At 66.5% G+C, this 12,460-nt stretch carries 13 protein-coding genes; 9 read left to right on the top strand and 4 right to left on the bottom strand.

The window, feature by feature from the left end; genetic code table 11:
• Positions 1–75: 75 nt before the first annotated feature.
• Positions 76–744, top strand: coding sequence for a transaldolase family protein (locus IEV67_RS01920; RefSeq protein ID WP_188434842.1), 669 nt, complete (start codon positions 76–78; stop codon positions 742–744).
• Positions 745–783: 39 nt separating this feature from the next.
• Here IEV67_RS01920 and IEV67_RS01915 read toward each other — a convergent pair whose 3' ends face one another.
• Complete coding sequence (locus IEV67_RS01915) at positions 784–1,482, bottom strand: FadR/GntR family transcriptional regulator (RefSeq protein ID WP_188434841.1); 699 nt, start codon at positions 1,480–1,482, stop codon at positions 784–786.
• 47 nt (positions 1,483–1,529) lie between these two features.
• Between IEV67_RS01915 and IEV67_RS01910 the strand changes: the two genes are divergently transcribed.
• Positions 1,530–2,417, top strand: coding sequence for an amidohydrolase family protein (locus tag IEV67_RS01910; protein WP_188434840.1), 888 nt, complete (start codon positions 1,530–1,532; stop codon positions 2,415–2,417).
• A gap of 102 nt (positions 2,418–2,519) precedes the next feature.
• On the opposite strand, the gene IEV67_RS01905 is transcribed toward IEV67_RS01910, so the two are convergent.
• Complete coding sequence (locus IEV67_RS01905) at positions 2,520–3,272, bottom strand: SDR family NAD(P)-dependent oxidoreductase (protein ID WP_188434839.1); 753 nt, start codon at positions 3,270–3,272, stop codon at positions 2,520–2,522.
• Positions 3,269–4,129 carry a fumarylacetoacetate hydrolase family protein gene (locus IEV67_RS01900; RefSeq protein WP_188434838.1) on the bottom strand — a complete coding sequence of 287 codons (861 nt, stop codon included), beginning with the start codon at positions 4,127–4,129 and terminating at the stop codon, positions 3,269–3,271. Before IEV67_RS01900 ends, IEV67_RS01905 begins: the two co-directional genes overlap by 4 nt.
• A 125-nt stretch (positions 4,130–4,254) precedes the next feature.
• Between IEV67_RS01900 and IEV67_RS01895 the strand changes: the two genes are divergently transcribed.
• Genes IEV67_RS01895 through IEV67_RS01885 form a run of 3 tightly spaced genes read left to right on the top strand, consistent with a single transcriptional unit; the run spans position 4,255 to position 6,953 of the window.
• Positions 4,255–5,550, top strand: a complete 1,296-nt coding sequence (locus tag IEV67_RS01895) for an L-fuconate dehydratase (protein WP_188434837.1) — start codon at positions 4,255–4,257, stop codon at positions 5,548–5,550.
• Positions 5,537–6,499 carry an aldo/keto reductase gene (locus IEV67_RS01890; RefSeq protein ID WP_188434836.1) on the top strand — a complete coding sequence of 321 codons (963 nt, stop codon included), beginning with the start codon at positions 5,537–5,539 and terminating at the stop codon, positions 6,497–6,499. The genes IEV67_RS01895 and IEV67_RS01890 overlap by 14 nt, the downstream gene beginning before the upstream one ends.
• A 34-nt stretch (positions 6,500–6,533) precedes the next feature.
• Positions 6,534–6,953: an RbsD/FucU family protein gene (locus IEV67_RS01885; protein WP_188434835.1), complete on the top strand. Its 420-nt coding sequence runs from the start codon at positions 6,534–6,536 to the stop codon at positions 6,951–6,953.
• Positions 6,954–6,957: 4 nt separating this feature from the next.
• Here IEV67_RS01885 and IEV67_RS01880 read toward each other — a convergent pair whose 3' ends face one another.
• Positions 6,958–7,830 (bottom strand): sugar phosphate isomerase/epimerase family protein, encoded by an 873-nt coding sequence (locus IEV67_RS01880; RefSeq protein WP_188434834.1) that lies wholly within the window; start codon positions 7,828–7,830, stop codon positions 6,958–6,960.
• 193 nt (positions 7,831–8,023) lie between these two features.
• Between IEV67_RS01880 and IEV67_RS01875 the strand changes: the two genes are divergently transcribed.
• From IEV67_RS01875 to IEV67_RS01860, 4 genes are all read left to right on the top strand, one after another.
• Complete coding sequence (locus IEV67_RS01875) at positions 8,024–9,526, top strand: sugar ABC transporter ATP-binding protein (RefSeq protein ID WP_188434833.1); 1,503 nt, start codon at positions 8,024–8,026, stop codon at positions 9,524–9,526.
• Positions 9,526–10,557, top strand: coding sequence for an ABC transporter permease (locus tag IEV67_RS01870; protein ID WP_188434832.1), 1,032 nt, complete (start codon positions 9,526–9,528; stop codon positions 10,555–10,557). Before IEV67_RS01875 ends, IEV67_RS01870 begins: the two co-directional genes overlap by 1 nt.
• A 65-nt stretch (positions 10,558–10,622) precedes the next feature.
• A complete protein-coding gene (locus tag IEV67_RS01865) occupies positions 10,623–11,624 on the top strand; it encodes an ABC transporter substrate-binding protein (protein WP_188434831.1) in 1,002 nt (333 codons plus the stop codon).
• 126 nt (positions 11,625–11,750) lie between these two features.
• On the top strand, positions 11,751–12,326 hold the full coding sequence (locus IEV67_RS01860; RefSeq protein ID WP_188434830.1) for a VOC family protein: 576 nt from the start codon (positions 11,751–11,753) through the stop codon (positions 12,324–12,326).
• Positions 12,327–12,460: the final 134 nt, after the last annotated feature.

The following is a 12,460-nucleotide window of genomic DNA, read 5'->3' as shown; positions in this document are numbered from 1 at the left end:
ACAGGGCCGTTTCCTGTCATTACATTAGCCGAATCCGAACTTGTAACGACAGGTTCGTCACAAGGAGTCGATTCCATGCCCGCTGCAGCCATCGCCCCGCGCCTGTATGTCGACAGCGCCGACACCGAACGCGTGTCGCGGCTGCTCGCGGCCGGAGTGGTGCACGGCGTGACCACGAACCCCACGATCCTCGAGCGCGGTGGCCGCACGGCGGCCGAGATTCCCTCGCTGTACTCGCAGTGGGCGGAGGAGGGCGCGCGGGAGATCTTCTTCCAGACCTGGGGCTCCTCCCGTGCCGAACTGCTGCGCAACGCCGAGACAATTCGCGGGCTCGGTGATCGAGTGGCAGTGAAGGTTCCGGCGACCGCCGAGGGCTTCGCCGCGGCATCCGCACTGGTCTCCGACGGTGCGACCGTGCTCGTCACCGCCGTGTACTCGGTCGCACAGGCGCTCGCCGCGGCGAGCATCGGTGCGGCGTACATCGCGCCGTATCTCGGGCGCCTGCGGGATGCCGGCGTCGACGGTGATGCGCTCATCCCCGAGATGCAGGCCGTGTGCGCGGGGAGCGCGACGAACGTGCTGGCGGCGAGCCTGCGTTCGGCCGACGACATCGTGTCGCTGCGACTGGCGGGTGTGCCGTATTTCACGGCTGCGCCGGATGTGCTGGATCAGGTGCTGCAGCATCCGGTGAGCGACAGCTCTGCCGTGGAGTTCGACGCCGCGATGGGGCGCATCGGGGTTTGAGCCGTGCGCGACGGGCCGCGGAAGTCGACGACGCGGATGCTACGCCTCGGCGCCGCTCTCGGTGACGGCGACCGCCTGGCGCAGCCAGCGCTCGATGCCGGCGATGTGCGCGGTGGCCAGCGATGTGGCGAGGTTCGGGTCTCGCTGCGCGATCGCATCGGCGATGCCGCGGTGCTCCGACAGCGTGCGCTCGACCGCACCCTGTTCCGTGAGTCCTCGCCAGATGCGTGCGCGCACTGTCTGGCCGCTGAGGCTCTCGATGAGGCTGGCGAGATAGGTGTTGCCCGCCATGCGGACGATGTCGCGGTGGAATCGGATGTCGTGCTCGACGAGCGCATCGACGGAGACGTCGGAGTCGATGCCGTCCAGCTCGGTGTGCAGCGCGTCGATCCCCTCGGTGGTGCCGAGGGTCGCGGCGAGTCCGGTCGCCTGAGATTCCAGCATCCGTCTGACCGCGAAGATCTCGAGCAGCGAATCGTCGTCGTGCATGTCGGCGACGAACGAGATCGCCTCGAGCAGCAGGTGCGGCTCGAGGCTGGTGACGTAGGTGCCGTCGCCTCGGCGCACGTCGAGCACTCGGATGACCTCGAGAGCCTTCACGGCTTCGCGCATCGAGTTGCGCGAGAGGCCGAGGCGTTCGGAGAGCTCTTTCTCCGGGGGGAGGCGGTCTCCGGGAGACAACTCGCCGGACACGATCATCGACTTGATCTTCTCGATCGCCTCATCGGTTACAGCCATGATCGTCATCCTAGCGATTGATCGGATGTCTGGGGCAGGATGGTGCCATGCGCGTTCTCGATTCACATCTGCACCTGTGGGATCCGTCGCTCCTCGACTATCCGTGGCTTTCGGGACCGTTGCGGGCGCGGTTCGCGGCGGATGAGGTGGCGAGCGCCGTCGGCGCGGTCGATGGCGAGCGTGGTTTCGTGTTCGTGCAGGCCGACTGCATCGAGGCGCAGTACCTCGACGAGATCGACTGGGTCGCCTCGCTCGCCACTCAGGTCGGTGTGCGCGGGATCGTCGCCGGCGCCCGGCTCGATCGCGGGGCGGCGACGGTTCGTCACCTGGATGCTGTCGCTGAGCGCCCGCTCGTCGTCGGGGTGCGGCATCTGCTGCAGGGTGAGGCGGACGGGTTCGCCGCGACGCCGGCGTTCCGCGCGGGAGCGGCGGCGCTGGTCGAACGAGACCTGACGTTCGATGCGTGCGTGCGCGGTGAAGCGCAGATGCGCGATGTGATCCGGCTCGCGGCGGACATGCCGGAGCTTCGCATCGTGCTGGATCACCTCGGCAAGCCCGCGGTGGGGACGGCCGCGGCATCGTCGTTGCCGTCTGCGGAGTGGGCGGATGCGATGGGAGCGCTCGCCGTGCACTCACAGGTCTTCTGCAAGCTCTCCGGGCTGCCCGCCGAGGCCGGCGGGTCGTGGAGCCCGGCGCAGATGGAGCCGTTCTTCGACGCGGCGCTGGAGGCGTTCGGGCCCGACCGACTGATGATCGGCAGCGACTGGCCGGTGTCGGCGGTCACGGCATCCGGTTGGAACGGCGGCGCGGATGCGGCGCTGGATGCCGGCGCGATCGGCGCGTGGACTGATGCCGTCACATCCTGGGCCGTTTCACGCGCCGTCGATGTCGATGCGATCCTGTGGAGCAACGCCGAGCGGTTCTACCGGGTCTGACGCGCCCCTTTCGCCGAGGCCCCCTCTGACCGCCGATGCCCCCTCGTGAACACGTCGACACGAGGGGGCGTCGACGGCGGGACGGGGCGTCGGGGTCGGCGACTACTCCGCCCGCAGGCGCAGCTGCGCCATGCCTCCGTCGACCTCGATGAACGTGCCGGTGGTGGATGCTGCGGACGGGCCGACCAGGTACGCCACAGCCGCGGCGACCTCGTCGGGCGAGACCAGGCGCCCGTGCGGCTGCCGCGCCTCGAGTGCCGCGCGCTCGGCTCCGGGGTCGGCGGCCTGATCGAGCAGGCGCCCGACCCACGGGGTGTCGGCCGTGCCGGGGTTCACGGCGTTGACGCGGATGCCCTCGCGCAGATGGTCGGCCGCCATGGCGCGGGTCAGTGCCGAGACGGCGCCTTTCGATGCGCTGTAGAGGGCGCGCGCGGGCAGGCCGGTCGAGGAGGCGATGGATGCCGTGTTGCACACCGCAGCGGCGGGTGACTTGCGCAGCCAGGGGAGTGCGGCCGCGGTCACGCGTGCGATGCCCGTGACGTTGACAGAGAGCACCCGTGCCCACTCCTCGTCGTCGTTCGCGCTGATGTCGCCGATGGCGCCGATGCCGGCGTTGTTCACGACGATGTCGATGCGGCCGAACTTGCCTGCGACGGCAGTGACCGCGGCATCCACGCTCGCGCGATCGGAGACGTCGGCAGTGAACGCGGCGAAGCGCTCGTCGGCGCCGGACGTGTCGCGGTCGAGCACCGCGATCTGTGCCCCGTCGGCGTGCAGGCGGGTGGCGATCGCCGCGCCGATGCCCGAAGCGCCACCGGTGACGATCGCGACGAGGCCTTCCAGTGGAGCGCTCATCGGGTCGCCTCCCATGCCACGAAGTTCTGCCGCTGGTGTCCGAGTCCGTCGATGGAGATCTCGACGACATCGCCGGGCTTCAGGTACGGGTACTTGCCCGACAGGGCCACGCCCTGCGGGGTGCCGGTGAGGATGAGGTCGCCCGGTTCGAGCGTGACGTACTGCGAGAGATGGTGCACGATGGTGCGCACATCGAAGATCATGTCGCTGGTGTTCGAGTCCTGACGGGGTTCGCCGTTCACGAAGCTCTTCAGGTTGAGGTCGTCGACGTCGACCTCGTCAGGAGTCACCAGCCATGGGCCGGTCGGGTTGAAGCCGGGGGCGATCTTGCCCTTCGACCACTGTCCGCCGGAGACCTCGATCTGGAAGGCGCGCTCCGAGACGTCGTTCGCCACGACATAGCCGGCGATGTGCGCGTCGGCCTCATCGGGGGAGTCGAGGTACGCCGCTCGTGCGCCGATGACGATGCCGAGTTCGACCTCCCAGTCGGTCTTCTCACTGCCGCGGGGGATCGTGACGTCATCGTTCGGGCCGACGACGGTGTTCGGCGTCTTCAGGAAGATGATCGGAATCTTCGGCGGCTCAGAGCCGGACTCCGCTGCGTGAGCTGCGTAGTTCATGCCGATGCAGATCACGGCGCTCGGGCGTGCGATCGGCGCGCCGATGCGAAGATCCGCTGCTCCCTCGAGTTCCGGGAGCTCGCCCGCGGCGCGGGCCGCATCCACGCGCTCGCGGAAGTCGCCGGCGAGAAAATCACCGTCAACATCGGATGTCACCGACCTGAGGTCGAAGTGTCGATCACCGTCGACCAGGACGGGAATCTCGGATCCAGGGGCGCCAAGCCGCGCGAACTTCATGGTTCTCCAGCCTCTCGGGGAAGCCGCCGTTCGGCGGCACGTCTGATTGACAGTATAGACATCCGATGTTTACACTCCAAGAGATCCGTGCAGAATATTCGTGCTGCACGAGGAGAGGATTCCCCGTGAGCCGCATCACCGCACTCGAGACCACCGACATCCGCTTCCCCACGTCGCTGAGCCTGGACGGCTCTGACGCGATGAACCCCGACCCCGACTACTCGGCCGCGTACGCGGTGATCCGCACCGATGCTGCTGACGGCGTCGAGGGGCATGCGTTCGTCTTCACGATCGGACGAGGAAACGACGTGCAGGTCGCGGCGATCGATGCACTCGCCGGACACCTGGTCGGTCGAGAGATCGAACCGATGCTGGACGACATGGGCGCCACGTTCCGGGAGATCATCGGCGACTCGCAGTTGCGTTGGCTCGGCCCTGAGAAGGGCGTCATGCACATGGCGATCGGCGCCGTAACGAACGCGCTGTGGGACATCAAGGCCAAGCGCGCCGGCCTGCCGCTCTGGCAGCTGCTCGCCCGGATGACGCCGGAGGAGCTCGTCGCGCTGGTCGACTTCCGCTACCTCACCAATGCGCTCACCCCCGAGGACGCACTCGAGATCCTGCGCGCAGGCGTCGCCGGCAGGGATGAGCGCGAAGCCGAACTGCTCGCCACCGGCTACCCGGGCTACACCACGAGCCCCGGATGGCTCGGCTACTCCGACGAGAAGCTCGAACGCCTCGCGTTGGAGGCCCTCGCGGACGGGTTCACCCAGATCAAGCTCAAGGTCGGGGCAGACCTCGACGACGACATCCGCCGCTTCCGCAAGGCACGCGAGGTCGTCGGACCTGACTTCCCGATCGCGATCGACGCGAACCAGCGCTGGGAGGTCTCCGAGGCGATCGAGTGGGTGAAGGCGCTGGCCGAGTTCAACCCGGCCTGGGTCGAGGAGCCCACCAGCCCCGACGACATCCTCGGTCACGCCGAGATCGCCCGCGGCATCGCCCCCATCCGCGTCGCGACCGGCGAGCACGCCCAGAACCGGATGATCTTCAAACAACTGCTCCAGGCGAACGCCATCGAGGTCATGCAGATCGACGCCGTGCGCGTGGCCGGGGTCAACGAGAACATCGCCAATCTGCTGCTCGCCGCGAAGTTCGGCGTCCCGGTCTGCCCGCACGCCGGCGGGGTCGGGCTCTGCGAGGCCGTGCAGCACCTGTCGATGTTCGACTTCGTCGCCGTGACCGGCACCCTTGAGGGGAGACTGATCGAGTTCGTCGATCATCTGCACGAGCACTTCGTCGTGCCCACCGACATCCAGGGCGGCTCGTACATGCCGCCCACCGCGCCAGGTGTCAGCATGGAGATGAAGGCGGAGAGCATCGCGAAGTACACCTGGAAGGGCGAGCATGTCATCGACTGACCTGCAGCTGCCGGCACTCGGATACGGCGCTGCGAACGTCGGGAACCTCTTCCGTGAGCTCTCCGACGACGAAGCATGGGCGGTTCTGGATGCCGCGTGGGAGAGCGGAGTCCGCTATTACGACACCGCGCCGCACTACGGACTCGGGCTGTCGGAGAGACGCCTCGGCGCGTTCCTGCAGACCAAGCCGCGTGACGAGTTCGTCGTCTCGACCAAGGCCGGGAGGCTCCTGCGCCCGAACCCCGACTTCGACGGCGGCCTCGACACCGCGCATGACTTCTTCGTGCCGGACGACCTGCAGCGCGTGTGGGACTTCTCGGATGCCGGCATCCGTGCCTCTCTCGACGAATCGCGCGAGCGGCTGGGACTCGACCGGATCGACCTCGTCTTCCTGCACGACCCGGAGCGCCACGATCTCGACCTCGCGCTCGCCGAGGCGTTCCCTGCGCTCGAGGCGATCCGCTCCGAGGGGGGCGTGCAGGCGATCGGCATCGGATCGATGACCTCCGAGGCACTGGCACGATCGGTGCGCGAGGCCGACCTCGACATCATCATGATCGCCGGTCGCTACACCCTGCTCGAGCAGCCAGCGGCGGCCGACGTGCTGCCTGCGTGCCACGAGCGCGGCACCGGTGTGGTCGCGGCATCCGTCTTCAACTCCGGCCTGCTCGCGAAGGCGGAGCCGACACGCGATGGTCGCTACGAATACGGCGGCGTTCCGGACGAGATCTGGGACCGGCTTCAGCGCATCGTCGCCGTCTGCGGCGCGCACGACGTGTCGCTGCCGGCGGCGGCGATCCAGTTCCCGCTGCGCGATGCCGCGACGAAGTCGGTGGTGCTCGGCAGCTCGCGCCCGCAGCAGGTGCGTCAGAACGCCGCGCTCGCCGCGCTCACGATCCCCGACGAGTTCTGGGCGGAGCTCGCCGCCGACGGACTCATCCCCGCCTGAACACGTTGCCCTGACCCGAGATCGAGGACAAGACATGCTCGAAGGAATCCACCCGCTGCTCACAGGTGAGCTGCTGCTGCATCTGGACCGGATGGGGCATTCGGATGCCGTCGTGATCGCCGACGCGCATTTCCCCGCCTGGGGTCTCGGCGAACGCGTGGTCGACCTGCCCGGCACGACGACGCCCGAGGTGCTGGCCGCGATCCGCACGGTGATCCCGCTCGACGATGCGCCAGGGCTCGACCTGATGGAATCCGCCGACGGCGAGGTGCTCGACGTGCAGCGCGAGCTCATGGACGCCGCAGGCGTGAGCGCCGAGACCACTCGTTTCGTCGAGCGCTTCGCGTACTACGAGGTCGCGAAGCCGGCGTACCTCATGGTGCGCACCGGCGAGACGCGCAAGTACGGCAATGCGCTGCTGCGCAAGGGCGTCGTGGGGCACGCCTCTGCGTAGGGGATCAGTGCAGGTCGATCGTCCTCACGGCGTGCAGCGCATCGCGGATGAAGCGGTTCGCGTGCGCGGCGAGGTCATCCGAGTCCTGCCAGAGGTTGCGCCAGATCCCGAGCGTGTTGCTCAGCTCGGCGCTCACCACGGCCGACGAGAACGACTCGAACACGACCGGTCCGTCATAGGCGACGTCGTGCAGCGCGCGGAAGAAGGTCGCGAAGTCGACGGTGCCGGTGCCGAGGTAACCGCGGTGGCTGTCGCCGATGTGCACGTAGCCGAGCTTTCCGGCTTTGGAGGCGTCGCGCACGGGCTGGAAGAAATCCGACTCCTCGATGTTCATGTGGTACGTGTCCAGGTGCACGCTGACATCCCCGTCGACGCCGTCGAGGTAGCCGAGCGCGCCCCTGCCGGTGTTGAAGACGTTCGACTCGTAGCGGTTCACGACCTCGAGCGAGAGGCGGATGCCGCGCTCCGCCGCTTTCGCCGCGAGAGCGGAGATCGCGTGCTGACTGTTCTCGGTGCCCTTCGCCGTCGGCGGCGTCATGTACTTGCCCATCGCCGAATAGATCACGCCGCACAGCACGTCGCCGCCCATCGTCGCGACGTGATCCAGGCAGCGCTCCAGCATCGAGACTCCGGCTGCGACGACCGCCGGGTCCTCACTGGTGAGGTCGGTCGCCGCTGTGAGGCCGAGGGATGCTGTCACGGCGAGATCGTTGTCGCGCAGCATCCGGCCGGCGAGAGCCGAGTCGAAGCCCGCGGCATCCATCAGCGGGATTTCGATCAGGTCGAATCCCGCGTGTTTCGTGCCCTCGATGGCGCGTCGCAGGCCCGCCTCGTCGAAGGTGCCGGTGAAGACCAGTCCGTGCGCGCCGATGAGCATGTCGTTCCCTTTCGCTGCGCGTTCGCGCAAATCCGTGACGAAGTTGTTATTACAGGTCTACCATGATGGGATCGGGTTAGGTACATTTAGATACAACTTGTGCAGATGCGGTCCGACATGCACAATTGATCCGATGTTTGAAATGGATTCCATGGTGGAACCGAGTACGACCTTCAAGGGAGCAGGTGAGCACATGAGCGATCCCATCCTCCGGGTGGAAGGCATCAGCAAGGGTTTCCCTGGCGTGCAGGCACTCAAGGATGTGCACCTCGAAGTGCACGCGGGCGAAGTGCTGGTTCTCGTCGGCGAGAACGGCGCGGGCAAGTCGACGCTCATGAAGATCCTCTCCGGGATCTACACGCGCGACGAGGGCACGATCACGTTCGAGGGGCAGCAGGTCGAGCTGACCAGCCCTCTGCAGGCGCAGCAGCTCGGCGTCACGATCATCCACCAGGAGCTCAACCTCATGCCCGACCTCACCGTCGCGCAGAACATCTACATCGGCCGTGAGCCCACCTCGGCGGGACTTCTCTCCGAACGACGGCTCAACCGCCAGACCGCTGAGCTGCTGAAGCGCCTGAACATCCGCCTCGATCCGCGTCAGAAGGTCGGCGAGCTCACCGTCGCCGAACAGCAGATGGTCGAGATCGCGAAGGCGCTGTCGTTCAATGCGAAGGTGCTCATCATGGATGAGCCGACTTCGGCGCTCACCGACAGCGAGACAGAGACGCTGTTCACGCTCATCGAGCAGCTCAAGGCCGACGGCACCGGCATCGTCTACATCTCCCACCGCATGGACGAGCTGCGCAGGCTCGCCGATCGGGTGAGCGTGCTCCGTGACGGCCATTACATCGGATCATTGGAGAAGAGCGAGATCAGCGTCCCGAAGATCATCGAGATGATGGTCGGCCGGGTCATCGACGAGGGAACGCGCCCGTCGGCCCGCGAGCACCAGGACGAGCCGATCGTGCTCGATGTCGCGAACCTGTCGACGAAGACGCTCCTGAAGGACGTGTCGTTCCAACTGCACAGGGGCGAGATCCTCGGCTTCGCCGGCCTCATGGGCGCCGGTCGCACCGAGACCGCCCGTGCGGTCATCGGCGCGGACCCGCGCAGCGCCGGGACGATCAGGATCAACGGCCGCGATGCGAAGATCCACCAGCCCGAGGATGCCGTGCGCCGCGGCGTCGGCTACCTCTCCGAGGATCGCAAGCAGCTCGGTCTCATGCTCGAGCAGGATGTCACGTTCAACACCGTCCTCGCCTCGCTCAGCAACTATGCGGGCGCGCTCGGCTGGATGGGCGACGGCAAGGCCAAGAACCAGACCAAGCAGTACGTGCAGCAGCTGCGCGTCAAGACTCCGTCGGTGAACCAGATCGTCAAGCTGCTCTCCGGAGGCAACCAGCAGAAGGTCGTCATCGCCCGCTGGCTGATGCGCGACTGCGAGATCCTCATCTTCGACGAGCCGACCCGAGGGATCGACGTCGGCGCGAAGGAAGAGATCTACCGGCTCATGCAGCAGCTCGCTGACGCCGGAAAATCCATCATCGTCATCTCGTCGGAGCTCCCCGAGATCCTGCGTGTCGCGAACCGCATCGCGGTGTTCGCGAACGGCCGGATCACCGGAACCCTCCGCAACGAAGAAGCCAGCCAGGAGAAGATCATGCAACTCGCAGCCCACGGGGAGGAAGACTGATGAGCACCCCACAGCAGTCCGGAGAGACGACGACCGTCATCCAGCAGGCCGTGAACGAAGACACCGACAGACGTGACGTCGCCGGCTTCCTGAAGCGTCAGGTTCAGCAGTCGCTCGCGTTCGGGACGCTCGTCGTCCTGCTGATCTTCTTCTCGATCGCCAGCCCGAACTTCTTCACCTTCAGCAACATCGCCACCGTGCTGCTGTCGACAGCGGTGATCGGCATCCTCGCCCTCGGCACGACCTTCGTGATCATCACCGGTGGCATCGACCTGTCACTGGGAACCGGAATGGCGCTGTGCGCCGTCATGACGGGTGTGTTCGTCACGAACATGGGCCTGCCAGTGTGGGTCGGCATCCTCGGCGGCATCGCGACCGGCGTGCTGATGGGACTGATCAACGGTCTCAACGTCACGTTCCTGCGCCTGCCCCCGTTCATCGCCACGCTCGCCATGATGATGATCGCCGGCGGCCTCGCACTGGTCATCTCCGGCGTCGCACCGATCTACTTCTCGACGTCCGCGCCGGACTTCAAGAAGATCGCGCTCGGCGTGCTGATCCCCGGCATCCCGAATGCGGTCCTCATCACGGCCGTGCTCGCGATCATCGCCGCCATCGTGCTGTCGAAGACGCTGCTCGGTCGCTACACGTTCGCGATCGGCTCGAACGAGGAGGCGACGCGCCTGTCGGGTGTCAACACCCGCCGCTGGACGATCCTCATCTACATGTTCGCCGGCGCCTTCACCGGCATCGCGGGCATCATCATCGCCTCCCGCCTCGATTCCGCGCAGCCGCAGATCGGCACCGGCTACGAGCTGCAGGCGATCGCCGCGGTCATCATCGGCGGCACGTCTCTGCTCGGCGGTCGTGGGTCGATCCTCGGCACAGTGATCGGCGCGCTCATCATGAGCGTGCTCGTCAACGGCCTGCGCATCCTGTCCATCCAGACCGAGTGGCAGAACGTCGTCGTCGGCGTGGTCGTGCTGCTGGCCGTGTTCCTCGACTCGCTGCGCAACCGCCAGCGAACCTGATCGTTTCCTTCCCTGTCCACCACAGCGCCGGCTTGTCCGGCACACACAGAACAATGGAGTTTCCAATGCGATTTGGCAAGAAGACCGCATTCGCGGCACTCGTGGCCGCATCCGCTCTCGTCATGGCCGGCTGCGCCGGCGGCGGTGACGTCATCGAAGAGGGTGGCGGCACAGACGGCGGCAGCGGCGACGGCGAGATGTACATCGCCCTCGTCTCGAAGGGCTTCCAGCACCAGTTCTGGCAGGCCGTCAAGAAGGGCGCCGAGCAGAAGGCCGAAGAGCTGGGCGTGAAGATCACGTTCGAGGGCCCTGCTGCCGAGACCGAGATCGCGCAGCAGCTCGAGATGCTCACCGCGGCGATCGACAAGAACCCGGATGCCATCGCCTACGCCGCCCTCGACCCCGAGGCGTGCGTCGCCCCGCTCGAGCAGGCGAAGTCGAAGGACATCCCGGTCGTCTACTTCGACGCACCGTGCAACGGCGACGTGGGCCTGAGCCTCTCGGCCACCGACAGCAAGGTCGCCGGAGCCCTGGCAGCCGAGCACATGGCAGAGCTCATCGGCGGAGAGGGCGAGGTGGCCATCGTCGGTCACTCGCAGATCAACTCCACCGGTGTCGAGCGTCGTGACGGCTTCGTCGACAAGATCGAGGCGGACTACCCCGACATCGAGATCGTCGACATCCAGTACGGCGACGGCGACCACCTGAAGTCGGCTGACATCGCGAAGGCCATGATCGCCGCTCACCCCGACCTCAAGGGCATCTACGGCACCAACGAGGGCTCGGCCATCGGCGTCGTGAACGCCGTCAACGAGCTGAACCTCGAAAAGGGCAAGATCACCATCATCGGGTTCGACTCGGGTGCCGCGCAGATCAACGCGATCAAGGACGGCACCATGGCCGGCGCCATCACGCAGGACCCGATCGGCATCGGCGAGCAGGTTGTCCAGGCCGCATACGACGCGGCCAACGGCGACTCGGTCGAGGAGTTCTACGACACCGGCTCGTACTGGTACGACGCCAAGAACATCGAAGACGAGGACATCGCAGCGGTCCTCTACGAGTGATCTGACGCGTCACGGGCGGCCTCTCACCTTCGGGTGAGGGGCCGCTTCTTCGTCGAAAAGCCTTCTCGATCGAGGACACCACATGTCCTGATGGGCTGGGATGATGACCGCGACGAAAGGACGATCATGACCTCTGTGCCCGCTCGACCCGCAGGTTCGAACACCATCAATCCATTCCTCATGACTGACGACGCCGCAAGGATCATCGCATTCCTCATCGATGTCTTCGGTGCTGTCGATGTTGCGGAGGCACGTACTCTCGATACCGACGGCCTCATCCTGCACTCCGAACTGCGCATCGGAGACTCCGTCATCACGATCGCCGACCGCAAGCCGGACTGGCCCTTCACCCCTGGGTTCGTTCAGGTGTACGTCGACGATGTGGAGGCGACGCTCGAACGAGCACAGCGCCTGGGAGCGCGCATCGTGACCCGCCCCACCGATTTCTTCGGCGACACCTTCTCACGCTTCTCCGATCCGTCCGGGAATCTGTGGTGGGTGTACCGGCATGAGCCGCAAGCAGCGAGTGAGTGGTCAGCGGAATCGGATGCCGAAGGCGGTGCAGACTGGGAAGCAGATGGCGCTGACGGGGCAGCGGGTGCGGAGGACTGGTCGGACTTCTCCTCTCCCGAACTCGAGTACATCCACGAGAGTCTGGTTGCGGCGATGTCCGCCTTGCGGGACCCGCGTCAGCCTCGCTGAGGGCGCGCTCCCGCACCGCTGTCGGGCGATGCCCCGGAGCGGTACAGATGCAGGTCCAAAAGCACACCTGCAGGTCAGGAATGCGGTTTCTGACCCTGCATCCGTGCTTTCGACCTGCAAGTGTGCGGCAGCGC

This window comes from Microbacterium murale, from assembly GCF_014635185.1.
GTDB lineage: Bacteria > Actinomycetota > Actinomycetes > Actinomycetales > Microbacteriaceae > Microbacterium > Microbacterium murale.
This window is presented reverse-complemented; position numbering and strand designations above follow the sequence as displayed.

Bases quoted from the DNA above. Each gene is read 5' to 3' on its own strand.
- IEV67_RS01860 (WP_188434830.1), top strand. From the start codon at position 11,751: ATGACCTCTGTGCCCGCTCGACCCGCAGGTTCGAACACCATCAATCCA.
- IEV67_RS01920 (WP_188434842.1), top strand. From the start codon at position 76: ATGCCCGCTGCAGCCATCGCCCCGCGCCTGTATGTCGACAGCGCCGAC.
- IEV67_RS01905 (WP_188434839.1), bottom strand. From the start codon at position 3,272: ATGAGCGCTCCACTGGAAGGCCTCGTCGCGATCGTCACCGGTGGCGCT.
- IEV67_RS01890 (WP_188434836.1), top strand. From the start codon at position 5,537: ATGTCATCGACTGACCTGCAGCTGCCGGCACTCGGATACGGCGCTGCG.
- IEV67_RS01870 (WP_188434832.1), top strand. From the start codon at position 9,526: ATGAGCACCCCACAGCAGTCCGGAGAGACGACGACCGTCATCCAGCAG.
- IEV67_RS01885 (WP_188434835.1), top strand. From the start codon at position 6,534: ATGCTCGAAGGAATCCACCCGCTGCTCACAGGTGAGCTGCTGCTGCAT.
- IEV67_RS01900 (WP_188434838.1), bottom strand. From the start codon at position 4,129: ATGAAGTTCGCGCGGCTTGGCGCCCCTGGATCCGAGATTCCCGTCCTG.
- IEV67_RS01910 (WP_188434840.1), top strand. From the start codon at position 1,530: ATGCGCGTTCTCGATTCACATCTGCACCTGTGGGATCCGTCGCTCCTC.
- IEV67_RS01915 (WP_188434841.1), bottom strand. From the start codon at position 1,482: ATGGCTGTAACCGATGAGGCGATCGAGAAGATCAAGTCGATGATCGTG.
- IEV67_RS01875 (WP_188434833.1), top strand. From the start codon at position 8,024: ATGAGCGATCCCATCCTCCGGGTGGAAGGCATCAGCAAGGGTTTCCCT.
- IEV67_RS01865 (WP_188434831.1), top strand. From the start codon at position 10,623: ATGCGATTTGGCAAGAAGACCGCATTCGCGGCACTCGTGGCCGCATCC.
- IEV67_RS01880 (WP_188434834.1), bottom strand. From the start codon at position 7,830: ATGCTCATCGGCGCGCACGGACTGGTCTTCACCGGCACCTTCGACGAG.